The 25,158-nt window shown below is 47.7% G+C and carries 24 protein-coding genes and 1 pseudogene; 14 read left to right on the top strand and 11 right to left on the bottom strand.

Annotation, left to right across the window (positions count from 1 at the left end):
* Nucleotides 1-19: 19 nt before the first annotated feature.
* The 7 genes and pseudogenes from surA to EYR25_RS21360 form a co-directional block, all read left to right on the top strand.
* Nucleotides 20-1,324, top strand: coding sequence for a peptidylprolyl isomerase SurA (gene surA, locus EYR25_RS11395; RefSeq protein ID WP_023267943.1), 1,305 nt, complete (start codon nucleotides 20-22; stop codon nucleotides 1,322-1,324).
* 6 nt (nucleotides 1,325-1,330) lie between these two features.
* Nucleotides 1,331-2,317 (top strand): 4-hydroxythreonine-4-phosphate dehydrogenase PdxA, encoded by a 987-nt coding sequence (gene pdxA, locus EYR25_RS11390; protein WP_023267944.1) that lies wholly within the window; start codon nucleotides 1,331-1,333, stop codon nucleotides 2,315-2,317.
* Between the two features lie 14 nt (nucleotides 2,318-2,331).
* Entirely contained in the window at nucleotides 2,332-3,138 is an 807-nt protein-coding gene (gene rsmA / locus EYR25_RS11385) for a 16S rRNA (adenine(1518)-N(6)/adenine(1519)-N(6))-dimethyltransferase RsmA (RefSeq protein ID WP_133180176.1), read from the top strand.
* A 55-nt stretch (nucleotides 3,139-3,193) separates the two neighbouring features.
* The gene (gene apaG / locus EYR25_RS11380; protein ID WP_023267945.1) at nucleotides 3,194-3,574 is read left to right on the top strand and encodes a Co2+/Mg2+ efflux protein ApaG; all 381 of its coding nucleotides are present in this window, start codon (nucleotides 3,194-3,196) and stop codon (nucleotides 3,572-3,574) included.
* 30 nt (nucleotides 3,575-3,604) lie between these two features.
* Nucleotides 3,605-4,429 carry a symmetrical bis(5'-nucleosyl)-tetraphosphatase gene (locus tag EYR25_RS11375; protein WP_133180174.1) on the top strand — a complete coding sequence of 275 codons (825 nt, stop codon included), beginning with the start codon at nucleotides 3,605-3,607 and terminating at the stop codon, nucleotides 4,427-4,429.
* Between the two features lie 98 nt (nucleotides 4,430-4,527).
* Nucleotides 4,528-6,549, top strand: coding sequence for a methyl-accepting chemotaxis protein (locus EYR25_RS11370; RefSeq protein WP_023267947.1), 2,022 nt, complete (start codon nucleotides 4,528-4,530; stop codon nucleotides 6,547-6,549).
* A 103-nt stretch (nucleotides 6,550-6,652) separates the two neighbouring features.
* Nucleotides 6,653-6,832: pseudogene (locus tag EYR25_RS21360) on the top strand (hypothetical protein); the annotation flags it as partial.
* A gap of 97 nt (nucleotides 6,833-6,929) precedes the next feature.
* Here the strand turns inward: EYR25_RS21360 and EYR25_RS11365 are convergent.
* From EYR25_RS11365 to rplU, 7 genes are all read right to left on the bottom strand, one after another.
* The gene (locus tag EYR25_RS11365) at nucleotides 6,930-7,346 is read right to left on the bottom strand and encodes a DUF3718 domain-containing protein (RefSeq protein WP_023267948.1); all 417 of its coding nucleotides are present in this window, start codon (nucleotides 7,344-7,346) and stop codon (nucleotides 6,930-6,932) included.
* A 202-nt stretch (nucleotides 7,347-7,548) separates the two neighbouring features.
* Nucleotides 7,549-8,031 (bottom strand): type 3 dihydrofolate reductase, encoded by a 483-nt coding sequence (gene folA, locus EYR25_RS11360; RefSeq protein WP_023267949.1) that lies wholly within the window; start codon nucleotides 8,029-8,031, stop codon nucleotides 7,549-7,551.
* Between the two features lie 22 nt (nucleotides 8,032-8,053).
* Nucleotides 8,054-8,527: a threonine/serine exporter family protein gene (locus EYR25_RS11355; RefSeq protein WP_011621694.1), complete on the bottom strand. Its 474-nt coding sequence runs from the start codon at nucleotides 8,525-8,527 to the stop codon at nucleotides 8,054-8,056.
* Nucleotides 8,524-9,285 (bottom strand): threonine/serine exporter family protein, encoded by a 762-nt coding sequence (locus tag EYR25_RS11350; protein WP_023267950.1) that lies wholly within the window; start codon nucleotides 9,283-9,285, stop codon nucleotides 8,524-8,526. The genes EYR25_RS11355 and EYR25_RS11350 overlap by 4 nt, the downstream gene beginning before the upstream one ends.
* A gap of 27 nt (nucleotides 9,286-9,312) precedes the next feature.
* The gene (gene cgtA, locus EYR25_RS11345) at nucleotides 9,313-10,479 is read right to left on the bottom strand and encodes an Obg family GTPase CgtA (protein ID WP_023267951.1); all 1,167 of its coding nucleotides are present in this window, start codon (nucleotides 10,477-10,479) and stop codon (nucleotides 9,313-9,315) included.
* A gap of 212 nt (nucleotides 10,480-10,691) precedes the next feature.
* Nucleotides 10,692-10,946, bottom strand: a complete 255-nt coding sequence (rpmA, locus tag EYR25_RS11340) for a 50S ribosomal protein L27 (protein WP_007650346.1) — start codon at nucleotides 10,944-10,946, stop codon at nucleotides 10,692-10,694.
* Between the two features lie 14 nt (nucleotides 10,947-10,960).
* Nucleotides 10,961-11,272 carry a 50S ribosomal protein L21 gene (gene rplU / locus EYR25_RS11335; protein ID WP_011073451.1) on the bottom strand — a complete coding sequence of 104 codons (312 nt, stop codon included), beginning with the start codon at nucleotides 11,270-11,272 and terminating at the stop codon, nucleotides 10,961-10,963.
* A 273-nt stretch (nucleotides 11,273-11,545) separates the two neighbouring features.
* Here rplU and ispB point away from each other — a divergent pair, with 273 nt between their 5' ends.
* Entirely contained in the window at nucleotides 11,546-12,517 is a 972-nt protein-coding gene (gene ispB, locus EYR25_RS11330) for an octaprenyl diphosphate synthase (RefSeq protein WP_039978538.1), read from the top strand.
* A gap of 90 nt (nucleotides 12,518-12,607) precedes the next feature.
* On the opposite strand, the gene ung is transcribed toward ispB, so the two are convergent.
* Nucleotides 12,608-13,267 carry a uracil-DNA glycosylase gene (ung, locus tag EYR25_RS11325; protein ID WP_133180172.1) on the bottom strand — a complete coding sequence of 220 codons (660 nt, stop codon included), beginning with the start codon at nucleotides 13,265-13,267 and terminating at the stop codon, nucleotides 12,608-12,610.
* A gap of 166 nt (nucleotides 13,268-13,433) precedes the next feature.
* Between ung and EYR25_RS11320 the strand changes: the two genes are divergently transcribed.
* Entirely contained in the window at nucleotides 13,434-13,985 is a 552-nt protein-coding gene (locus EYR25_RS11320) for a prepilin-type N-terminal cleavage/methylation domain-containing protein (RefSeq protein ID WP_023269053.1), read from the top strand.
* Nucleotides 13,986-14,055: 70 nt separating this feature from the next.
* Nucleotides 14,056-14,373 (top strand): DUF3144 domain-containing protein, encoded by a 318-nt coding sequence (locus tag EYR25_RS11315; protein WP_023269052.1) that lies wholly within the window; start codon nucleotides 14,056-14,058, stop codon nucleotides 14,371-14,373.
* Between the two features lie 130 nt (nucleotides 14,374-14,503).
* Here EYR25_RS11315 and EYR25_RS11310 read toward each other — a convergent pair whose 3' ends face one another.
* Nucleotides 14,504-15,118 carry a LysE family translocator gene (locus EYR25_RS11310; RefSeq protein ID WP_133180169.1) on the bottom strand — a complete coding sequence of 205 codons (615 nt, stop codon included), beginning with the start codon at nucleotides 15,116-15,118 and terminating at the stop codon, nucleotides 14,504-14,506.
* Between the two features lie 86 nt (nucleotides 15,119-15,204).
* Entirely contained in the window at nucleotides 15,205-16,755 is a 1,551-nt protein-coding gene (locus EYR25_RS11305) for a S10 family peptidase (protein WP_243729970.1), read from the bottom strand.
* Nucleotides 16,756-16,957: 202 nt separating this feature from the next.
* Between EYR25_RS11305 and EYR25_RS11300 the strand changes: the two genes are divergently transcribed.
* The 4 genes from EYR25_RS11300 (at nucleotide 16,958) to EYR25_RS11285 (ending at nucleotide 23,028) form a co-directional block, all read left to right on the top strand.
* Nucleotides 16,958-17,503 carry a thioredoxin family protein gene (locus EYR25_RS11300; protein WP_023269049.1) on the top strand — a complete coding sequence of 182 codons (546 nt, stop codon included), beginning with the start codon at nucleotides 16,958-16,960 and terminating at the stop codon, nucleotides 17,501-17,503.
* 498 nt (nucleotides 17,504-18,001) lie between these two features.
* The gene (locus EYR25_RS11295; protein ID WP_133180165.1) at nucleotides 18,002-19,468 is read left to right on the top strand and encodes a sigma-54 interaction domain-containing protein; all 1,467 of its coding nucleotides are present in this window, start codon (nucleotides 18,002-18,004) and stop codon (nucleotides 19,466-19,468) included.
* A gap of 160 nt (nucleotides 19,469-19,628) precedes the next feature.
* A complete protein-coding gene (ccoG, locus tag EYR25_RS11290) occupies nucleotides 19,629-21,062 on the top strand; it encodes a cytochrome c oxidase accessory protein CcoG (RefSeq protein ID WP_133180163.1) in 1,434 nt (477 codons plus the stop codon).
* Nucleotides 21,063-21,423: 361 nt separating this feature from the next.
* Complete coding sequence (locus EYR25_RS11285) at nucleotides 21,424-23,028, top strand: long-chain-fatty-acid--CoA ligase (RefSeq protein ID WP_133180161.1); 1,605 nt, start codon at nucleotides 21,424-21,426, stop codon at nucleotides 23,026-23,028.
* A gap of 102 nt (nucleotides 23,029-23,130) precedes the next feature.
* Here the strand turns inward: EYR25_RS11285 and EYR25_RS11280 are convergent, their stop codons facing one another.
* Entirely contained in the window at nucleotides 23,131-24,918 is a 1,788-nt protein-coding gene (locus tag EYR25_RS11280) for an ABC transporter ATP-binding protein/permease (protein WP_133180159.1), read from the bottom strand.
* Nucleotides 24,919-25,158 lie beyond the last annotated feature (240 nt).

Raw genomic sequence — 25,158 nt, 5'->3', positions numbered from 1 at the left:
CGTGCCAAGGATTTTGTGGATGAAACCCAGTAAACATCTGATTTTTGCTTTATTTGCACTCGCTATCAGCCAGCCTACTATGGCCGCACCTCAGCCTATCGACCGTGTTGCCGTTCAAATCAACGACGGTATTGTGCTCGAAAGTGAAATCACCAATATGATTGACACTGTCAAAGCCAATGCAAGAGCCGCGAATCAATCGTTGCCATCCGACAGTGCACTGCGTACTCAGGTTATCGAGCGACTCATCCTCACACGTTTGCAGTTGCAGATGGCGGATCGTATCGGTCTGCATATCGGTGACTTACAGTTAGACCAAGCGATTGAAAACATTGCCCGCGAGCAAAAAATGACCGTGGCGCAAATGCAGCAAAAAATCGAGAGCGAAGGTTTAAGCTTCAGCCAGTACCGCGAGCAACTGCGTGAAGAAATCACCCTAGGTGAAATCCAACGTATCCAAGTACAACGCCGTATCCAAGTGTCACCACAGGAAATCACCGGCCTGGTAAAACTGATCCAAGAGCAAGGTATGAAGGACGTCGAATACCAAATCGGCCATATCCTGATTGACGTACCGAACAACCCAAGCAGTGAACAACTGGAAGCCTCCAGCAAGCGCGCGAACGCCGTACTCGAGCGTTTGAAGAGTGGTGAGGATTTCCGCCGCACCGCCATCGCCTCTTCATCGGGTCCTAAGGCGCTGGAAGGCGGTATCTGGGATTACATGAACATCAACGAGATGCCAACGCTGTTTGCCGAAGTGATCAACGGCGCGAAGAAAGGCGATATTATCGGTCCAATCAAGAGTGGCGCAGGTTTCCACATCATCAAGATCATGGATGCCCGTGGTTTACAAACCAAAGAAATTGAAGAAGTCAGAGCGCGTCATATCCTGCTCAAGCCATCGCCAATTCTGTCGGAAGACCGCGCTAAGGCCATGTTAGAGCAGTTCTTAAAACAAATTCGCTCAGGCGAAGCTAAGTTTGAAGATTTAGCCCGTCAGTATTCTGAAGATCCAGGTTCAGCCACTAAAGGTGGTGAACTGGGCTGGGCAGAGCCAAGCATTTATGTGCCTGAGTTTGCGCAAACCCTTAACAGCTTAAGCCAAGATCAAATCAGTGAGCCTTTCCGTACTACGCACGGCTGGCATATCGCGCAGCTGGAAGAGCGTAGAAAAACCGATGCCACGGATCAATTTAATACTAACCGTGCGCACCAACTGATCTTCCGTCGCAAATTTAATGAAGAACTGCAAAACTGGCTAGACGAAATGCGTGCCGACGCATACATTGAAGTCTTTCAGCCTGAGTCAAACCGAGGTTAAGGTAAATTGACCACTAAACGTATTGCCGTTACCCCCGGAGAACCTGCGGGTATCGGCCCCGATTTAGTCGTGCAACTCGCTCAGCAGGCTTGGCCTGCTGAGTTAGTCGTTTGTGCGGATCCCGAATTATTAGCCAGCCGAGCTAAACGACTCGGCCTGCATGTTACTTTCCGCCCTTATTTGCCCGATCAAGCCCCAAGGCCCCAAGAGGCCGGTACACTTACCATCGCGCCTTTCAAACTGGTGACCGACGCCGTTTGCGGCCAGCTCGATGAGCAAAACAGTGCCTATGTAGTTGAAACGCTGCGTTATGCGGGTGAGAAAAACATGAGCGGCGAGTTTGATGCCGTAGTTACTGGCCCAGTCCATAAAGGGATCATCAACCAAGCGGGGATTTCCTTTAGCGGCCATACCGAGTTTTTTGCCCATCAGGCCAACTGCCCCGATGTGGTCATGATGTTAGCGACTCAAGGCTTACAGGTGGCACTGGTGACCACCCATATCCCTCTTGCCTATGTGGCAAAAGCTATTACGCGCCAGCGTTTGCATCATATTATCAAGATTTTACACGCTGACCTTATCAGCAAGTTTGCCATTGCTTCCCCTAAAATTTATGTCTGTGGATTAAACCCACACGCGGGTGAAGACGGCCATCTTGGCCGGGAAGAAATCGATGTGATTATTCCGGCACTGAACGAACTGCGTGAAGAGTATCAAATGAACATTGTCGGTCCTCTACCCGCCGATACCCTGTTCCAACCTAAATATTTACAGGACGCGGATGTCGTGTTGGCCATGTACCATGACCAAGGCTTACCCGTTCTAAAGTCACAGGGATTTGGCAAATCGGTAAACATTACCTTAGGTTTACCTTATATCCGTACCTCGGTTGACCATGGTACGGCGCTCGATCTTGCGGGAACAGGCAAAGCCGATATTGGCAGTTTTGTCTGCGCCTTGAATAAAGCCATTGAGTTATCCTCAAAAAACTAAACGATTAGATATTAATGAGTAGCAAAGTACATTTAGGCCACACGGCCAGAAAGCGTTTCGGACAAAACTTCTTAACCGACGACAATGTGATTAACCGCATTGTGGGTGCGATCGCCCCCGATAATGACCACGTGATGGTCGAAATCGGCCCCGGCCTTGGCGCCTTAACCGAACCTGTCGCCACGGCGATAGATAATCTGACCGTTGTCGAGTTAGACCGCGATCTGGTTGAGCGCTTGCAGAATCACCCTGTACTTAAGGATAAGCTCACGATTCACCAAGGCGATGCGCTGCAGTTCGACTTTAGCCAGTTGGTGGTACCGGGTAAAAAACTCAAAGTATTTGGTAACTTACCCTATAACATTTCTACCCCTTTGATGTTCCATCTGTTCGAGTTTGCCGAGCAGATTGAAACCATGCACTTTATGCTGCAAAAAGAAGTGGTGCTGCGTTTATCGGCAAGCCCTGGCAACAAGGCCTACGGCCGCTTAACTGTGATGGCACAATACTTCTGCCAAGTGGTTCCCGTGCTCGAAGTGCCGCCCCATAGCTTTGCGCCACCGCCAAAGGTGGATTCTGCCGTGGTTCGTTTGCTACCCTATGCCGAAAAACCATTCCCCTGTAAGGATGTGAATGTACTGCGCCAGCTGTGCACCACAGCCTTTAACATGCGCCGTAAAACACTGCGTAACAACCTTAAGCAAGTGTTAAGCGATGAAGAGTTTGAGCAACTAGGCATAGATCCCAATCAGCGCCCTGAGCAAATCAGTGTTGAGCAATATGTCGCCATGGCGAATATGGTGTGTGATAAGCAGGCTTAAGCAATATCAGTTTGATGGGCACTTTAGGGTGCCCTATCTTATTAAAGGGAGCAGCATGAGCGCATTGGATGACTCAATCCGAGTCGAAGTCAAAACCGAATACATTGAACAACAGTCCTCACCCGAGGAACAGAAATACCTCTTTAGCTACACTATCACCATCATCAACCTCGGTGAGCAAGCCGCAAAGCTCGAAACTCGCCACTGGATTATTACCGACGCCAACGGCAAAATCAGTGAAGTGCAAGGCGCAGGTGTTGTCGGCGAAACCCCAACCATTCCCCCTAATACCGCTTACCAATATACCAGCGGCACAGTGCTCGATACGCCCCTTGGCATTATGTATGGCACTTATGGTATGGTCAGCGAATCAGGCGAGCACTTTAAGGCAACGATTAAGCCCTTCCGCTTAGCACTCCCCGGTTTATTACATTGATTACATTGATTTAATTATAGAAAGGATATTGTGGCCCATTATTTTGTTGGTGATGTCCAAGGCTGTTTTGCCGAACTTCAACGATTACTTGCTAAAGTCGACTTTAATCCATCCCGCGATGAACTCTGGGCGGTTGGCGATCTGGTTGCCAGAGGCCCAGATTCATTAGCTACACTGCGTTTTTTTCAATCCTTAGGTGATGCGGGCAAAACCGTCCTCGGTAATCACGATCTGCATTTACTCGCCCTCCACGGCAAACTCAAGCGGGATAAACCCAGCGATAACCTCGCGCCACTGTTAAATGCGCCCGATATAACGAGTTTAATAGACTGGCTCAGACAACAGCCGTTAATGCGAGAATTACCAGAGCACAAAGTCATCATGACCCATGCCGGCGTGCCGCCACAATGGTCGTTGGAGGTATTAAGGCAAGAATCTTTACTTGTCAGCAACGCCCTCAAACAGAGCGATTACCTCGAAGCGCTCATAAGCCAAATGTACAGCGATACCGCCGAGCGTTGGGAGCCAAGCGCTATAGGGATCAATCGCCTACGCTTTTGTATCAATGCTTTGACCCGCATGCGCTATCTGTATGTCGATGGTCATTTAGACTTTGACTGCAAACAACCGCCAGAGGATTGCACTAATCCACAGCTACGGCCTTGGTTTGAATTCACTTCTGCGCTGCGTGAAAGTCACACCTTAGTGTTTGGTCATTGGGCGGCATTGATGGGTAAAGTTAATGATCCTAAGCTAAAGGCATTAGATACGGGCTGTTGCTGGGGGGAACATCTAACCCTATGGCATCTTGAAAAAGACCAAAAAATTACCCAAAAAAGGTTAAAAAAGAGTTAAACTAACACGGAGTTTGGTCGATAAACGACAGTACATCTAAGCCCTGAATTTTAATCATCTTTTCATTCGGAATAATATAATAATAACCGGAGTATCCTATGAAAGTTAATGTAGCCACCCGAGTCATTGGCGGGTTTAGCATAGTGACGCTTTTACTTGTGTTGTTAGGATTTACCTCGTACCTGACGAACATTAGCCTTAAAGATAGTTCGGCAATGATGCAAGAGCTGAGTCTTCCAGCCTTAAAGGCAACCAACCATTTGACTGAATCCTTAAGTGAACAGCAACGTCAAGTATTAATCGCCTACCATGCCCCTAAATCCAAACTTATTCCCGATATCCGAAAAGTATTTAACGACCATGGTACTCAGTTTAAAAATGAGATAACCAACCTCAATCAACTAGTTCAAAAACAAGACAACTTAGCATCATTGATTTCCCAGTTAAGCGGTAGTTTCTCAACCTTTGAACGTGACAGCCTCGCGATGCTTACTGAACGAGAAGCCGCCCTCAGCAAGCAAGAACAGCTTATTAACCTAAAGAAGAAGCTTGAAAATGCCGCTGATGATGCTTCATCGGTACTGCTCGATATTATCGATTTAGAAAATAGTCAAAATCCTGATGCCCAGAGTCTTGCTGCTTCAGCCAGCGCAATTGATAGCAGCATGGGAAATATCATCACCACTATTGCGGATTTGGTGACAAACGAAGAAATGAGTAAACACGAACTCATTTCCAAGGAACTCGATTACATCCTTAGTGAAAGCAAAAATAAGCTCGAATACGTTAACCGTCATGCGCAGGGTATTGTGGATGCGGATACCTTAACATCAGTCAATGAGGACATTAAAAAGGTACTCGCGTTGCTCGAAGGTCCAGATTCTATGGTCCTACTTAAAGCTAGCCAATTAAATCATGCCCTATCAGCCTCTAATCAATTGGCGATAATAGAGAAAGATGTCAAAGTTATCGACCGCAATATGGAAGATGTGAGTGATAACATCGAGTCAGTTGCGGCCAATATGAGCCAAGAGACAATTGCCAAGATTGATGCCGCGAGTATCCGCACAATGATAGTTGTACTGATTGCCATTGTTGCCGCAGTTATCATCAGTTTTGCGGTAGTTACGCCCTTAAAACGTTCACTCAACCAAGTCAATAATGCTTTGAATGTGCTCGCATCGGGCAATTTAACCCATAAGTTAGATGACTCTGGTCACGATGAATTTGCCGAACTCGCCAAAAACTGCAACCGTTTAGTTGATAGCTTACGTGGCTTAATCGTTGGGATTTTAGATCGTTCAAATCAGCTAGCCGCCGCCGCAGAACAAACATCGGCTATCACTGCGCAAACTACGACCGGGATTCAAGAGCAAAAGAATCAGGTAGATCAAGTCGCTACGGCAACAACAGAATTAAGCTCTAGTGCACAACAAGTCTCGATGAGCGCCGATGATGCACTGGCGCAGATCAAGCAGGCCGATCAAGAAGCCAAGCATATGCGCACTATTGCCGAAGAGAATAAGCGCACCATTTTAGCCCTCGCAGACGAAGTCGCTAAGGCTGGCCAAGTGATCAACAAGGTGCAATCGGATAGTGCATCTATTGGCTCAATTCTCGATGTGATCCGTGGTATTGCTGAGCAGACTAACCTGCTGGCATTAAACGCGGCTATCGAAGCGGCACGCGCTGGTGAACAAGGCCGAGGCTTCGCGGTTGTGGCAGACGAAGTGCGCAGCCTAGCATCTAGAACCCAAGTCTCGACCCGCGAGATCCAGCAAATGATTGAGGTGCTGCAACAGGGGGCACAGCAAGCCGTAGCAGCCATGGATATGGGCCGTGCCCAGGCCAATGCCTGTGTCGATAAGACAGAGCAAGCTAATCTCGCCCTAGAGACCATCAGCCAATCGGTACATAAAGCTTACGATGCGGGCACGCACATTGCCCATGCTGCACAGGAACAAAATCTGGTTAGCCAGCAAGTATCTGAGAAGCTTGAGCATATTGCCGCAATTTCTGAAGAAACTGCGATTGGTGCCGATCAAACCGCGCAATCGAGTCATCAAGTCGCTAAGCTCGCCGAAGAGCTGCAAGCTTCTGTTGGTGAATTTAGAGTGTAAGCAAACACGCAAGTATAAACAGGGTCGCAATAGCGGCCCTTTTCTTTGGCTTGCGCTTATGCCTGTGCTTTCGCTTGGCTTTTAAGCTATCCCGCAGTTATGACTTTCAACAGAGCGCCACTATGCCTTCAAGCCTTCGCCTTGTCTAAAGCCCGTTTAACTCCCGCTGAATGAACAGATATTTAATCCGATTGGTATTAAAGCAGGTAGCAGTGGCAATACACAGGAACTCGGCAATCAACATCCAACTCAATATCAATACAGGATATTTGGCAAAAACTAACTAAACGACGCCTATAAAAAATGCCGAACTCAGTTCGGCATTTTAAGCATCATTCTTTTACTGTGTAAAAACACACTAAAAATGATGGAATAGATGATTACTCTTCTTCACCGCCAGCCGCTGCGCCTAAACGCTCTTTCACCGCAGCAGTGATAGGACTCGCGCCATGGCCATTCGCTTCAGCCCATGCTTGAATCGTCATGCCATCGGCTTCTGGTACGCTGAGTTCATTGACAGATAAACGCTTGGCCACAAACTCACCCGCATCATTCGCATTTGCTGCATAGGCAGTACGCAATAAGCTTTGACCATCACAGCTAATCCCACTGTACACTTGGCGTAATTTAACACGGCTTTCTTTTAGTTTTTTACGTAGACGGTTTTTATCATTGGCTTTTACGTAATCACAAATACTTGCGACCAGTGGATCTGCTTCAGCAGCTTTCGCCGTGGTAGGCACAGAAACATAGCTAAATCCAATGAGTGCAGCCAAAGCTACGGGCATAAGACGCATCCGATACTCCTTAATACTTTCTTATAGTTTTATTATGTTTTGTATGGTTTGCGTCTATCTCTAGCGGATATCGGCCTCCTAGGAGTCATCAGTAAAAAAGCCGTAAAATACCGCTATCTCAACTAAGTCAGGCCTATCGGATCTAATACCTTAGACATATTGACAATCCATACGCACAGGGTACACAACAGAACAACGTAATTTAACATTTTTTTGTCAAATTGATAAAGCGATATTCCAACCCATCAGCATTTATACTAGTTAAGGATTCTGTTTCTAGCCATTTATCGCTATCCCATGAGGGGAAAAAGGTATCTCCTTCAACATCCAGATTAATTTGAGTGAGGTATAGCCTGTCAGCTTGAGGTAATAATTGCTGATACAATTGTCCACCGCCGATAACGACCAACTCTTCACAATCACCGGCAGCCAGTTTAGCGTCTTCGAACGAGGTCACGCAGGTCACGCCTTCAATCTGTAAATCCGCTTGGCGAGAAATCACAATATTGTGGCGTCCAGGTAAAGGGCGACCGATGGACTCGAAGGTTTTACGCCCCATTACCACAGGTTTACCTAAGGTCATGGCTTTAAAGTGGCGTAAATCTTCGGGCAGATGCCATGGCATTTTATTGTCTTTTCCAATGACTCGATTGTTTGCCATCGCGGCTATCATAGCAATGCGCATGGGCACTCCTTTGGTATTGTTTTTATTGAATAACAGGGCGGGTTCTAAAATACAGCAGACTTGGTAAAGCAAGGCCCACCGACAGCGCGCCTAAAATAAACACGGTTTTTAAGCCGTTACTGATCACTTGTCCGGTGAGCTCTTGGCTAACCTGCGACTGCGCCGTTAATTGCACTAGGGCTATTACGGTATTAAAAGCGTAGGTCCCAGGGATCATCGGGATAATCGCCGCAACGGCATACATCAAGGGCGGCGCGAGGTGACGCTTGGCAAAGCCGATAGTGATAGTCCCCACTAAAGCCGCGGCGGCAAAGGTCGCCCATTCGATAGGCAAGCCAAATTGCAGCATTAACGTGCGTGAGCTGTGCCCTATGGCGCCTGCAAGCGCGCAGTAGGGTAAGAAACGTTTCGGCACGTTAAACACCATGGCAAAGCCTACAGCGGGAATTGCTGAGAAAAAGGCATCGTGTAATAGCGTCCACAATAAGGCGATCATAGGAAGATCCCCCCTAGCTGCATCGCAATGGTGATACCAATAACGGATGACACTGTAAGCAAGGTGGCATGACCCCAGCGAGAAATCCCCACGTTCATATGGCCTTTGACCATATCAGAAATCGCATTGATCATCGGAAAACCCGGCACCAGCATCAACACACTGGCCGCCATGGCCGCCTGCGGAGTCTCACTCAAGTTAAACACATAACCCGTCTGCGCCAATAAGCTGGTGACAAATGCCGTCACCGCAAAATTAACCAGCAAATTAAAATGCCGCTTGGCGATCGCAAGGCGCACCGACATCCCCACTGCTGAGGCAAAAAAAGTGATGATTGATGCGGCGACATCACCATTAAATAGATGGCAGAAGCTTGCACAGGACAGACCTATCATCAATACAACCAAATATGGTGGATAGGTCTTAGGTTCAATCCGCGCTAGGCGTTTACGCACTTCGTTGGGACCATAGAGACCTTTTTCCGTCAATAAACAGATGCGCTGCAACTCGCAGACTATGGTCATATTGATGCCATGCTCGCGGATCCGACGCGTTGTCGTGATACAACGACCATGCACTAAACTGGTTAACACGAGGGAATTAGAGGAGATGGAAAGCTCAACACTTGCCAATCCTAAGGCCTGACCCAGGCGCTGACTGATTTCTTCAACTAAATCAGATTCAGCACCGTAGGCCAGTAGCAGTTGTGCGACACGCACAACCTGCCGAGTAATGTCATTTTGAGTATCTGCGTACACGGGACTCTCAAAACTTAGATAGGGATATTATCTTTGGTAGATCACTTCTACATCGTAGTCGTCATCATCAAAGTCATCGTCGAATTCATCGTCATAGTCTTCATTGATCGCATCAATGTTGGCTTGATGATAATTGTCCCACTTGAACTCAACCTCTGCATCTGGGTTCGCATCTTTATCTTCCGGTGGAAGACTTTGGATGAAGTCCAGCAGCTTGGTCGCTAATTCTTTAGTGCCATCGCGGCTATAGGCAGAAATGGTATAAACCTCACCTTCCCAACCTAGTTCCTTAACTACGCGATCCACTTTCTCTTTCAGCTCATCTTCGAGCAGCAAATCAGCCTTGTTAAAGACTAACCAACGTGGCTTGCTCGCCAATTTTGGCGAATATTTTTCAAGTTCACCGACGATCGCACGGGCAGAATCCACAGGATCTGTGCCATCAATGGGCTCGATATCGATGATATGTAACAGAATACGGCAACGTTCTAAGTGCTTTAAGAAGCGAATACCCAGACCTGCGCCTTCTGCCGCGCCTTCGATCAAACCAGGAATATCGGCGATCACAAAGCTTTGACCAGGGCGAGGGTTAACCACACCGAGGTTAGGCACTAACGTCGTGAAGGGGTAATCGGCAACCTTTGGCGTTGCACGTGATACGGCACGAATAAAGGTCGACTTACCCGCGTTAGGCATACCCAGCAAGCCAACGTCGGCTAACAACAGCAGCTCTAATTTCAGGCTACGGACTTCACCCGGAGTACCTAAGGTCTTTTGACGTGGCGCACGGTTAGTACTGCTCTTAAAGCGCGTGTTGCCTAAGCCGTGAAATCCGCCTTTAGCCACTAATAGCTTTTGGCCATGGGTGGTTAAATCGCCGAGGACTTCCTCGGTCTCATCATCAATAGCACGCGTACCCACAGGCACTTTTAAAATCAAATCTTTACCGCTATGGCCAGTACAGTCACGGCCTCGGCCATTTTCACCGCGCTCAGCCATGTGAAAACGTTCAAATCGGTATTCAATCAGGGTGTTGTGGTTTTCATCGGCCTGCAGATAGACACTGCCACCATCGCCACCATCACCACCATCAGGACCACCATCAGGGATATATTTTTCGCGTCTGAAACTCACACAACCGCTACCGCCGTCGCCTGCTTCGACCCTAATTACTGCCTCATCGACAAACTTCATACTTACTCCTGGCATCACTGAATGAAGGAATTATACCGTTTAACTTCATCGGTCGCCAAAAAACTCGAGATACTTGCTCCCAATCTTACCAGCCAACGCCCTCAATTTGATAAAGATTTACCAAACTCACCAGAAACGCAGGTAAATAGAAGCATAAAAAACAGAAAGCCCCACCAAAGGCGGGGCTTTACAGTATAAGCTAGACTCGAAAATTAAGCTTCGATGCTAATAAACTTACGGTTATTAGGACCTTTAACTTCGAATTTTACTTTACCGTCAGTCAGAGCAAACAGAGTGTGGTCACGACCAATACCCACGTTTACACCAGCGTGGAATTTAGTACCACGTTGACGAACGATAATGTTACCAGCTAGAACTGATTCACCGCCAAAGCGCTTAACACCAAGACGTTTACTTTCTGAATCACGGCCGTTACGAGTAGAACCGCCAGCTTTTTTATGTGCCATGAGTTAGACTCCTATTATGCGTTGATAGCAGTAATTTTAACTTCGGTGAACCACTGACGGTGGCCCAACTTCTTGTCGTGGTGCTTACGACGACGGAACTTAACGATAGTTACTTTCTCGCCACGACCATGACTTACTACTTCAGCAACGACTTTACCGCCAGCTACTAAAGGAGCACCAACGTGCACTTTTTCACCGTCAGCGATCAGTAATACTTGATCGAATTCAACAGTTGAACCAGTAGCAACTTCTAATTTTTCTAAACGAACTGTGTGGCCTGGGGCTACACGGTGTTGTTTACCACCACTTTGAAAAACAGCGTACATAGCTATTTTACTCCGATATTCCTAACACGCTGGCTCACACTATGGGAGGCAGGGTGCTACAAAAACTTTATTGACAATGGGCGCGGAGTTTACGCGAAGAATCCTTATCTGGCAAGCCCTAATTAGGAAAGAATAAAAAAAGGCCGGAATAACTCGCACATTAGTAGTGTGAGTACTGTCATATGTCGGAATTTTAGGTAAAATTCATTCTATATAACACGTGAGCCTAAAATAGAGGCCGGGTACGTAATGGCCCCACAACCAGAGTCTATTATGGATTTAAACGCTATTCGTCAACTGGCTGACACTGATATGCAAGCAGTCAATCAGCTGATCTATAAACAGCTGGAGTCAGATGTCGCCCTGATAAACCAGTTAGGTTTCTACATTATTAATGGTGGTGGTAAACGTCTTCGTCCTTTACTGTCCGTCCTCGCAGCACGCGCCGTCGACTACCAAGGTGAAGCCCACCTTAAGCTTGCCGCGATTATTGAATTTATTCATACCGCTTCATTATTGCACGATGATGTGGTCGATGAATCGACCCTCAGACGCGGCCGCGAAACCGCCAATGCTCTTTTTGGTAACAGCGCCAGTGTATTAGTGGGTGATTTTCTTTATACCCGCTCATTCCAAATGATGACCGAACTCGACAGCATGCGCGTATTACGTGTATTAGCCGACACCACCAACGTATTGGCCGAGGGCGAAGTATTACAGCTAATGAACTGTAATGACCCAGATACTACCGAAGAAAGCTATATGCGGGTGATCTATTGCAAGACCGCTAAGCTATTCGAAGCCGCCACGTTACTGGCCGCCGTATTAGCCGGCGCCACACCCGAGCAAGAAGCCGCATTGGGCGACTATGGTAAGTTTTTAGGTACAGCCTTCCAGCTCACCGACGATTTGCTCGACTACACCGCCGACAGTGAAGAGTTAGGTAAAAACATCGGTGATGACCTCGCCGAAGGTAAGCCAACCTTACCGCTGATTTATGCCATTGCCCATGGCACAGAAGAAGAGCAGCAACTCATTCGTCAAGCGATTGAGCAAGGTGATGGCACCCACGCCATTGAGAAAATTGTAGCCGCTCTGCATCACTGCGGCGCGCTCACTTACACTCAGCAAAAAGCCATTGAAGAATCCAACAAGGCGATTGCGGCATTGGCGGTATTACCCGACAGTGACTTCAAAACCGCATTAATTTCGCTGGCAAAAATCTCCGTTGACCGCAACCACTAATTGGCAGCGATAACCCCATAAAAAGGCCTTGCTTAGCAAGGCCTTTTTATTTTTAACGTTCTTTATCAAAGTGAACTTATACCAATCGTATTAAACCTGCCATTGGATCGGCGCTTCGCCCCGTGCCATCAGCAGTTGGTTCACTTTAGAAAAATGCCCGCAACCAAAGAAGCCGCGATAGGCCGACAGCGGTGACGGATGCGGCCCCGATAGAATTTGATGCTGTGGCGCAGTAATCACCGCCCCTTTTTTAATGGCATGGCTTCCCCAAAGGACAAAAATAATCGGCCGCTGCTGCGCATTAAGCAGCTTTAACGCCTCAGTGGTAAAGGTTTCCCAGCCCGCATTAGCATGGGAATGTGCTTGCCCCTGCTCCACCGTTAGTACGGTATTAAGCATTAAGATCCCCTGCTCCGCCCATTGAGTTAAATCGCCATGGTTAGGGATTTGAAAACCGGGAATATCGTTGACCAATTCTTTATACATATTGGCCAGCGATGGCGGCGGTTTAATGCCTCGCTTAACCGAAAAACACAGACCGTGGGCTTGATCAGGGCCATGGTAAGGATCTTGACCAATAAGTACCACACGCACCTTTTCCAAAGGGGTAGTCTTAAAGGCATTGAACACATCCTCCTTGGGGGGATAAATCACCTTTCCCGAAGCTCGCTCTTGATTCACAAAAGCAATCAACTGCTGGTAATAGGGTTGAGCACGTTGATGGTCTATAAATTCCTGCCAAGTCGCCAAAATCTGTTTCTCTTGCTTGGATTACAATGCCGCTAGCTTAAAAGTGATAGAGAGACATGACAAGTTAACTAGGTGTTGAATTCGCCAGAATTGGCTCTATCTCAAGTTAAAATGCGACTAACAAAGTGCTATAGTGTCTGTCTTTATCGTTTATCAATTGATTTAAATGACCAATAACCGCCTAAAAGCGCACAGTGCAGGCTTTACCCTCATCGAACTTGTGGTTGTGATTCTTGTGCTTGGGGTATTAGCCGTGGTGGCACTGCCTAAATTTATTAATGTGCAGCAAGATGCACAAATAGCCACAGTCAAAGCTGCGGGAGCTGGGTTTAAATCGGGCTTGAATCTTGCCCGCTCAGTATGGGCTGTAAAAGTCGGTTCGGGTCCAAAGGAAGATTTACCCGTATTCGGTTCAGCACAATCCGAGCAAGTGGATTTTAATGCCAACGGCTGGCCTGCACAGCACTATATTTATGGTAACGAGGCATCACCGGCTTTAGACAATGTTGAAGACTGTGTTTCGGTATGGGAAGTGCTGTTCCAAAACTCACAACCAAGTGTTTCACGACTCAATGTCGATGCCACCGAAACAGACTACAAAGCGAGTTATATCAATCCGAATCAATGTACCTACTTTTATCGAGCCAACGATAAATTATCTATCTATTACGATTCACGAACGGGAACTGTCACAACGGACTTGGATCCCAATAGTTAAGTGCGGGCGATTCCTTCTTTGCCAAATTGGGCTAGAATCCCCCACCAATAAATTATTTTGAGTAAGCGCTATGACTGATACCAGCAACACCACGATTTTTGAACTTGCCGATCAATTTATTGCTCTAGCCAATCAGCTAAGCCAGCAAGAAGGCGATGTCGGTAAAGTCGGCACGGCACTGCGTTTCGCAGCAGCCCGTTTTAATGCCTTTGAAGCCGCGATTAAATCTGCCGATTTAGGCGCAGAAAAAGACAACGCACTCGACTGGTTTAGCGCCGAATACCGCGAAATGCTGAACGACAACCTAGACGACCATATCGCCAATCCACCCGTTATGCAGGAAGAAGCTGGTGCTGTGGATGATTCGGTACAAATTTTTAAGGGTTAACCCCTAAAACAGGGCCAGCGCTAAACGCCAAGCATCGTCTGCCAAAACTCCATAAGAAACGCCATACTAAGATGGCGTTTTTTATCTCTGTGTATTTCTCTTCGCATTGTTCTATGCGTATTGCAATACGTTAGAGGGTATACACCACGCGTATCGCGAGCAGGATCAGCACCACGCCAGAAAGTTTATCAATAAGTCCCGCTTTTTCCCGTAACTTAGGCAATATGCTCGAATGGGATAACAGTAAGGCAATCAAGGTATACCAAAGCCCATCAACCACCAAAGGCGTTAACACGATAAGCGCTTGACCCGTCAAGCTATCAGCCACCATAACAAACTGACTAAACAGCGCTAAAAAGAACAGCATAATCTTAGGATTGAAGAGGGAAATTGCGATACCATCGCGCGCCGCCGTGAGTGTATCCGTCGCCTCCCCCGCCGCAAGTTTTGCCTGCATGCCACCGTTTGAGCGCAATGCTTGGATCCCCATCCATGCGAGATAGAGCGCGCCTAAAATCGCGATCCCATTAAAAATCAATGGTGCTTTTTTCAATACAACGGCTAGGCCGAATAACGTCACTAACGCATAAATGCCAATACCGATCGAGTGCGCCCAAGCGCAAACGATTCCCTTACCACGACCACCGCCCAAGGTATGACGCACCACCATGGCCAAACTCGGCCCAGGAGACATAGCGCCCAAGCAACAAATCGCCAGTAGCCCTAACCAAGTACTAAAGCTCATTTTTAACCCTTTAAAGCATAAAAAGGCCCTCAGTAGGGCCTTCACAGGAGTGGCAGTTTAACACTGGCCAAACAATACGGTCACTCTCATTTCGCCGCGTTAGGATGATAAAAAGCGCGGATATCCTGCACCAGTTGCGCAAGCGATGCGGGCTCCACATACATCATGTGGCCCGCCTTGTAGTAATGCATAGTGACGCGGCTATTATCTATACCATTATCGGCAAAGGTATTTTCGGTCGCGAAGAAGGGCGTCGCAAAATCGAAATAACCGTTACCAACAAAAATGCGCAGATCTTTATTCTCGCGCTGCGCCTGCCCTAAATAGGGCGCAACATTCACATAATGCATTTGCTTACCGCTGATATTCCAGTTCCAGCCACGGTTAACATCGGTGGAGAGCACGTTGAAGGGACGCGATAATTTAACCCCTAAATCCTCATACAGATATTGGTGGATAGCCGCCGTATAAGCGCCATCGATACCATATCCAGACGGATCATTATCGGTCGAATCACCGCCACTGTCGTAATCTTTGCCGGTGTAGCGGCTGTCTAACCGCCCGACCGTTAAATCCTGATCCCTGAGCAATTCCTTGGTATAGCGACTCGCACTCACCCGCAAATTCACTCGGTCGAGGTAAGACTCACTCAGTCCAGTAAAACGCGCCAACTGTTGACGTACGCTTTGATAATCGCTTTGCGATAAACGGCTACCCTGTAATAGTGCTAGGGCGTAATCCTTGATTGCGAATTGACGCGCCTGTTCGACAAACGCTTCTAGCCCTAATGCCTTGTCGCCATCGCTGACTTTATTGTGATAAAACGCGGTAGCCGCCATGGTCGGTAAAAAACCAATGTAGGGTTGGTTATTACCCGGTTGATAGCGGGCGTGGCTAAAGTCGAGAATCGATGAAATCAGCATCACGCCATTGACCGAGATATCGGTCCAGCCGCCTTGGAGCTCATCCACTAATGCTGCGGCTCGCGTCGTACCATAGCTTTCACCCGCCAGATACTTGGGCGAATTCCAACGCTTATGTTCAATCAACCAACGGCGCATAAACTCAGCAATCGATTGGGCATCTTCTTTCACGCCCCAAAAATCGGCGCCTTTCTTCTCTCCGAGGGCGCGGCTAAAACCCGTGCCCACAGGGTCGATAAACACTAAGTCAGATTCATCGAGTAATGAGTAATCGTTGGCTTCTATCCGATAAGGCGCCGCACCATCATCTTTAGCATCACCGGGCACAATCACACGTTTTGGCCCAAAGAGCCCCATGTGCAGCCACAGCGAGGCAGAACCTGGGCCACCGTTAAAAATAAACGTGACCGGGCGTTTACTGCTGTCCTGCACATCATCCCGTAAATACGTAATAGAGAAGATGCAGGCCTGAGGCTCCCCCTTATCATCCTCTAAAATGGTCTCACCACTGATGGCTTGATAACTGATCTTCTGATTTTGAATCGTCATTCTGTGCTTAGTGGTCACCACCTCTGGCACTAGCTTATCCACTTTGGCATCGCTTTTTTTAGCTGGCTCGGCATGGCCGACCATGGACACAGTGAATAACAAGGGCAGCAACACACTTGCCCATTTCAGCCTTGTGGGCGTTTGCTTCTCTGTTAGCGCTCGCATCAATTATTCTTCCCTTCTGTAGTGGTTATGTTGTGTTTTTTTATTAGTGCACCAGCTTACAAAGACTGTGCACTCGGCGCAAAAGCACAATTGCAACCGAATGCGTCAAAGATTTAATCGGCTTTTAAAGGATAAATTCACGCAGATTTAAGCTGTTAGTCGCTAAGATAGAATGGATTATCGAAAACTTATGTAGGCATTTATGGGCACTATCACTCTTATCAGTTTGGTCATTCTCGCATTACTTGTGGGCGCGATAGGCCTGTTAATCTGGCAACGCAGCAAAGGTAAATGCATTCCATTGGCGGTAATTTTTGTGTTGGGATTTTTCGCCGTCGGCCTAGGCGGAATTATCGGTTTTGTACATAAAGGCGAAGATTATCAAGCCTATCAAAAGCTGCAGTGGCACACGCTGGCACCTGAAAAAATCGCGCCACTGGTCGCCGATGGCTACACAGTGTTTGTGGATATCACCTCTGATTGGTGCAGCATTTGCCAAACCAACAAGGCGGAAGTCACGCATAGGGAACAAGTGGTGAATGCGCTGATGGCAGACAAGGTTATATTGATGCAGGGAAATTGGAGCGAAGCCGACTCCACCATTGCGGGTTATATGAAGCATGAAGGCGTACCGGGCACACCTTACAATAAGGTTTATGGCCCAAGGGCACCTAACGGCATAGTGCTGCCTTCAACACTCACCATAGAGGCCGTGCTTAATGGCTTAGCGCAGGCAAAAGCACTGTAAGCGTTTAATTTAAAAACGAAGCCGAAAAGCTCAATACTCGCGCAATAAAAAAGGCTGCATCGCAGCCTTTTTGCACACTTCAAATCAGTAGAAAGCAATTTTCCGGAAAGGTGGGCAGAAAATCGCTCCGTACTCTTAACAACCGTCTAACCCCAAAACGCTATTTAACTCGCTCGATCACTCACACCGTACTTCAATAAACATCCCCGCGTTGCCGTGAATCCCCAGTATTAAGGGCAAGCCTACTTATTTCAGGTCAACTTAGCCAAAGATATTTATGAAACATTTTTATAACAATTTAACCCTTTACGCCAGCATTAAATACAACTTTCGATCGATTAAAATATAAGCTTTTTATTATCAACAGGTTAATGGTCAGACCTCTAAGCTTGCCTCTAAAGCATTCACTTCAAGCATCACAGAGAAACTCACGATATATCGCGACACGACTCAAGGGGTTATACTTAGGGCACTCATTCGTATTAAGGAATCAACGGAATGACATCAATAGAGCCCGCCGCAATGCCCTTAGATAAACATTTTCTGCCCGAGAATCAGTTACTGCTTAATGCCGTGGGCGAAGGCATTTATGGGTTTGATTTAAATGGTAATGCTGTCTTTATCAATCCCGCCGCCGAGCGCATGACGGGCTGGAAAAATGAAGAGTTACTCGGCAAAAATATCCATAATTGCCATCATCATAGCCACGCGGATGGTAGTCATTATCCGCAGGAAGATTGCCCCATCTACAATACGTTAAAAGATGGGATAGCAAGGGAAATTACCCACGATGTGTTCTGGCGCAAAGATGGTAGCAGCTTTCCAGTGCATTACAGCTCTACGCCCGTCTATCGGGACAACAAGCTTATCGGCGTAGTCGCGATATTTCGCGACATTAGCATTCAGAAACAAACAGAGCAGTCGCTACGCCAAGCTTTGGCGCAGGTTCAAGCTCTGTCGGAGCAACTTGCCTGCGAGAATCACTATCTCCAAGCCGAGTTAGCCGATAAGACCGGCGATGTGGATATTTCGGGCAGTAGCGCGGTGATCCGCCATATGATCCAGCAACTGCATATGGTGGCCAATACCGACAGTACCGTGTTGATTTGTGGCGAGAATGGCACAGGCAAAGAACTTGTTGCCCGCAACTTACATCAACTGAGTCGCCGTAAAGATAAACCCATGATCAGCGTTAACTGCGCGGCGTTTTCAGCCTCACTGCTAGAGAGTGAGTTGTTTGGCCATGAGAAAGGCGCTTTTACGGGTGCGACTCAGCAGCGCAAGGGCCGCTTCGAGCTCGCCCATCAAGGCACACTGTTTCTCGATGAGGTGGCCGAATTAAGTTTGGAGGCGCAATCTAAGTTACTGCGAGTGATCCAAGAGCAATCCTTTGAACGACTCGGCGGTAGCGAAACCATTAAGGTCGATATTCGCTTAGTCGCCGCCAGCCACCATGATTTACTCAAGCGCGTTGAACAGGGCTTATTCAGGATGGATCTCTATTACCGTTTGAATGTCTTCCCAATTCAAGTACCGCCGCTGAGGGCAAGGCTTGAAGATATGCCCGAGCTTGTCAGCCACATTTTGCATTCCCTAAACCGTAAACTCGGTAAGAAACTGCGCGGCGTAAGCCAAAAAGGTCTGCAAAAACTGATGGCCTACAGCTGGCCCGGCAATGTGCGCGAATTGCAAAATATCCTCGAGCGGGAGGCCATTTTATCCCAAACGGATATTTTACATATCCATGCCATGCCTACGCATCATCTACAGACTCAAACCGCTGCTTCACCATTACAAACCTTGGCCGAGGCGGAAGCGCAACATATAGAGCAAACATTAAAGCAACTCAATTGGCGTATTTCGGGCCCCAATGGTGCGGCCAATGTGCTCGGCGTCCCGCCAAGTACACTCAGATCGCGGATGAAAAAACTCGGGATTACACGCCAAACCGCTGCGGAAGAATAGCCTTAAAAACGCGATATATCGCCAATTAGCGATATATCGTGACACCAGCTAAATCACAACCCAATTTAATCATTAAATATCAATACGTTAAATCATAAAAACTCTTGGCCTAACGCTTGCTATAGGGAGCCGAATCTTATTTAAGCCGTTAGGACAGCATATGCCCAAGAGTGACACCCTACAGAGTGAGAACGCCAAGCGCTCCTCTGCCGAGCAATTTATCCCCGTAAAAAATATCCAGGCGGACGATAAACCAGCACATAAAAGCAGTGGCCAGATTCATTTCCGTGAGCAGAAGGGCTATTTTCAACGCCTGAGAACCACAATGAATAGCCTATTAGTGCTGCTGTTTTTTGCCCTGCCCTTTATTTCCTTTGATGGTCGGCAAGCGATATTGCTGGATGTGAGTCAGCAGCAGTTCTTCTTTTTCGGCCTAACGCTCTGGCCACAGGATTTCACCTTGCTCGCTTGGGTATTTATTGCCGCCGCCTTTGGATTGTTTTTCATCACAGTGTTTTGGGGGCGCGTCTGGTGTGGCTATCTTTGCCCGCAAACCGCGTGGACTTTTATGTTTGTCTGGCTCGAGAGCCGGATTGAGGGCAACAGCAACAAACGCAAATTGCTCGATAAGGCGCCATGGTCAGCCAATAAACTCGGTAAAAGAAGCCTTAAACACGGTTTGTGGGGATTAGCCGCCTTAATTACTGGCTGTGGATTTATCGGTTATTTCATCCCCGCGCGCGAACTCTACTTGGATATTTTTACCGGCAACGCCGGCTTTTGGACGACTTGCTGGGTATGGTTTTTCGCGATTTGTACTTACTTAAATGCTGGCTGGATGCGCGAGCAAATGTGTTTACACTGCTGTCCCTATGCGCGTTTTCAGGCCGTGATGTTCGATGCCAACACCAAAACCGTCACCTATGATGCCGCACGCGGCGAAGCGCGCGGCCCACGTAAACGCAAACAACCGACTGAACTCGGTGATTGCGTTGACTGTAACTTATGTGTCGAAGTCTGCCCGACGGGGATTGATATTCGCCAAGGCCTCCAATACGAGTGTATTAACTGCGGCGCCTGTGTCGATGCCTGTAATGAAACCATGCAAAAATTCGACTACAAACAAAATCTAATTAGCTATGTCAGCGAAAATGAATTAAAGGGTATCGCCCATTCCAACTGGCGCTCGCCGCGCTTTTTAGGTTACGGCGCCGCCGTTGTCATTATGTTGGTTGTGATAGGTTTAGATCTTTCTAGTCGCAGTGAAATTCAGCTTAACGTTATCCGCGACAGGCAAAGCCTATACCGTGAAACCGCCGATAACAAAGTTGAAAATACTTACCAGCTGAAGATCCGTAACAAGACTCAGCAAACTAAGCAATATCAACTCGCGGTCAACAGCGAAGTGCCCTTTAGTTTAATTGCCGATCCAGTCATCACCCTAGCTCCGGGCGAGCAATCTGATTATCCCGTGACAGTATTAGCCGATAAGGATGCAATCCCAGCGGGACGCAAAATTATCGAATTCTCGGTAACGGATGTCAGCAAACCAGAACAAAGCGTTAGCCAAGAAACCGGCTTCTTTAGCCCTTAATTCATAGCTTAAACGTTCTCATTTAACCCTATACAACCAATAAGGCGCCATCGATTGAGCGTCTTATTGGTTTTAAAAATGTCCCATATTACGGGTCCTTTTCCTTCCCCAATTCATCTACCAATCGCTATAAAAATGCCCTATAACATCAACACACCCAAATATACCCAAGTTAATAACGACTTAACTCTACTCCGCTCATATAGAGTAAAAACACTATTTTTAACATAAAGATAGAGCATCTGGCAGGTTAGAATTATTTATCGATAAACATTGACCTTATAGGTTGAATCCTTCTAATCTAAACACTCGTTTGATTTTAAAATAATAACAACGATAAACCTATTTGAGGTAGTTAGGCATGGCATACGATCAAGACTCACAACTCGAACTTGGCAGATACTCATCACTCATAGACTTAATCGAACGCACTAGCCAACGCTTTGGTGATAAAACGGCATATGCTTGTTTGGGGAAAACCAGCAGCTTCAATGATATAGAACGCGATTCACGCTATTTTGCCGCCTATTTGCAGAATAACACTAACCTAAAACCAGGCGATCGGATCGCGATTCAATTACCCAATATTACCCAGTTCGTTATCGCCGCCTATGGTGCGCTGCGAGCGGGGCTTATCCTAGTTAACACTAACCCACTCTACACCGAGCGAGAGCTTATTCATCAGTTTAATGACTCGGGTGCTAAGGCCTTAGTGGTGCTGTCGGATCTGCTGCCAACCCTCGCCAAAGTGGTTGCGACCACACCGATTGAATTGGTGATTTCGACCCACCCGTTAGATCTTATCGACCCACAAGTTCAGCCCAAAACTGGGCTTAAAAATGTCGAATTCTGCCAAGTGCTAAAACAAGGGGCAGAGTTGCCCTTTAACCGTTTTGTTCCCGCAGCAAATGACTTAGCGGCGCTGCAATATACTGGTGGTACAACTGGCCTCTCCAAGGGCGCTATGCTGACCCACGGTAATATGCTCGCCAATGCGGCGCAGGTAAAATCCCGTATTGGCAGTGTTATCACAGAAGGGGAAGATATTTTTGTCGCGCCACTGCCGATTTATCATATCTATGCCTTTATGGTGAACTTGGTGCTGTATTTTGAATGTGGTGGTTGCTCGGTATTAATCCCCAATCCCCGTGATATTAGTGGCTTAATCAAGACACTGGCTAAATACCCTTTTACCGGCTTTGCAGGACTTAACACCTTATTTGTCGCTCTGTGCCATCAGCCCGAATTTAAGGCGCTGGATTTCAGTCATTTAAAAATCACTATTTCGGGTGGTACCGCACTGACCGCTGCCGCTGCCAATATCTGGCAGCAAACCACGGGCAATACCATCAGTGAAGGTTATGGGTTATCCGAAACCTCACCGGTAATTTCACTTAATGCTCCTGGATATCAAAAGATTGGCACTATCGGTAAGCCCGTTCTCGGCACAGAGGTCAAACTGTTAGACGAAAACGGCAATGAAGTCCCGCAAGGAGAAGCCGGTGAACTCGCCGCCCGCGGACCACAAGTGATGCTAGGTTATTGGAATAATCCGCAAGAAACGGCCAATGTGATGACGGCTGATGGCTTTTTTAAAACTGGGGATATTGCGATTTTGAACGAGGAAGGATTCCATCAAATCGTTGATCGCAAAAAGGATATGATTATTGTCTCCGGCTTTAACGTCTATCCGAATGAGGTCGAAAACGTGCTCGCCAGCCATCCGAATATCATTGAATGTGCCGTGGTTGGCGTAAAGGACGAACACTCGGGAGAAGCGGTCAAAGCCTTTGTTGTACTTAAGAATGACAGCCAAGACCATGAGCAGATGAAAACCGCCATTCTTAACTTCTGCCGCGAGCAACTCACCGCCTACAAGCTGCCCAAGTTGATTGAATTTATGCCGCAACTACCTAAGAGTACCGTGGGTAAAATTCTGCGCAGAGAACTCAAAAATCAGGCTTAAACATACGCAAACATCAGTGACGTTTGAGCAATCTTAAATCCAAAACAAAACCCCAGAGCAACACTCTGGGGTTTTATTTATATTACATTGTCCATACAAACCTTACTCGCTAAGCACACTCACCTCATCCGTGAGCAGCTGCAAACTGGCAAACTCACGATATAGATCATTGGTTTGCATTAGGGTTTGGTGCTTACCGCTGGCGACGATACGCCCTTTATCGAACACGATAATTCGGTCCGCATTGATCACTGTGGCGAGGCGATGGGCGATAATCAGCGTGGTTTTCCCCGTCATCAATTCATCGAGTGCCTGCTTCACTTTCTGCTCGCTTAAGGCATCGAGCGCACTGGTCGCCTCGTCGAGCAGCAAGATAGGCCTGTCGGCTAAAATGGCCCTCGCAATGGCAATACGTTGCTTTTGACCACCGGATAAGCGCACACCGCGCTCACCCAAATAGGTTTGATAACCTTCACTAAACTCACTGATAAACTCATGGGCACGGGCTGCGATACAAGCATCAATCACTTCCTGCTCGCTGGCATCGACGCGGCCATAGCGCACATTCTCGAATACACTGGTAGCAAAAATCACTGAGTCCTGCGGTACAAGCGCAAATTGCGCCCGCAAATCCTTTGGTGAAAGCTCAGCAATATCAATCCCATCCAAATGAATGCTGCCCGAAGACGGTACATAAAACCGCTGCAATAACTGAAATAGCGTACTCTTGCCGGCACCACTCGGCCCGACCAAGGCTACCCGCTCACCCGCTGTTATCGTTAGCTCTAAATCGCTGAGCACTAACTGAGTTTGCTCGGGATAATGAAAATTCAGCTGTTGCAGTTGCAGCTCGCCACGCACTTTCGCGGGCAGCGTTTTAGGTACCAGTGGCGCAGGAATATCGACCTCACTTTCGGCCAGTTCGATTAAGCGCTCGGCGGCGCCCGAGGCGCGTTGGATTTCACCAACGACTTCACTAATGGTGGCGACGGCGCCTGCCACCATCACGGCATAAAACATAAAGGCCGAGAGTTCACCACCCGTCATCTTACCCGACATCACATCGTGGGCGCCGACCCAAGTCACAGATGCAATGGCGGCAATACTTAAAAACATCACGGAGGAAATCAACATGGCGCGGTAACGGATGCGACCACTGGCGGCGGTCATCACATCTTCGACGCGGCCATTGAACAAACTGCGGTCCTTATCTTCATGGCCATAGGCTTGCACTGTGTGGATTTCATGTAAGGTTTCATCCACATAGGCCCCTAAATCCGCCACTCGGTCTTGACTCTCACGCGCTAAGGTTCGCACTTTTCGACCAAAGAAACCGACAGGCCCCAGCACCAAAGGCACGGCCAGTAGCACCAGCAGCGTCATCTTCACGCTAGTGATCCCCATCATCGCCAGCCCGCCAATCACAGTCACACCGGAGCGCAGCGCCATCGAGAGACTCGAGCCAACCACGGTTTGCAGCAGAGTAGAGTCGGCGGTAAAGCGCGAAATCACCTCACCGGTACGCACCTTGGCATAAAAGGCCGGAGACAACTTCAGCAGTTGATTGTAAACCGTCAGCCTTATATCGGCGCTGACCCGCTCGCCGAGCCAAGTCATCAGATAAAAACGGCAAAACACCGCGGTGCCACTCACGGCGGTGATCAGCAGCACCAACAGAATAATTTCATTGAGACGCTGGGCGTTATCCTTAATAAAGCCTTCGTCCACCATCAACCGCACGCCCTGCCCGAGGGATAGCCAGGCCAAGGAACCAATCAACAGAAATACAATCGCCGCTACCACCCGCAGGCGATAGGGCTTAAGAAATTGCCAAATCCAGGGCAATACCGCCCGTTGGCGAATCGAAGAATTAGCAGCGTTGTGAGACATAGTGGACTCTGATAATGATCGTGGGGGAAGTGTACTCGATTCTGTAGGCTCAGTTAGCGATTTGTTCACCATTGATATCCTTAGGCTTTATATGCTCATCAACCTTAGCACATGCGAGTATCAACAGAGCATACCCGAAAGCCTTAAGGATAAACAAAGTGACTTTCGCAAGGAGTCGCTGCAAGGCGGGCAATAACAAAGGATAAAGGCAAAACCCAAATGCCTCGAGGAATATAACAA

It is taken from the genome of Shewanella decolorationis (assembly GCF_004354305.1).
GTDB lineage: Bacteria > Pseudomonadota > Gammaproteobacteria > Enterobacterales > Shewanellaceae > Shewanella > Shewanella decolorationis.
Note: the sequence above shows the minus strand (reverse complement) of the source record. Positions and strands in the feature narration are given on the sequence as shown.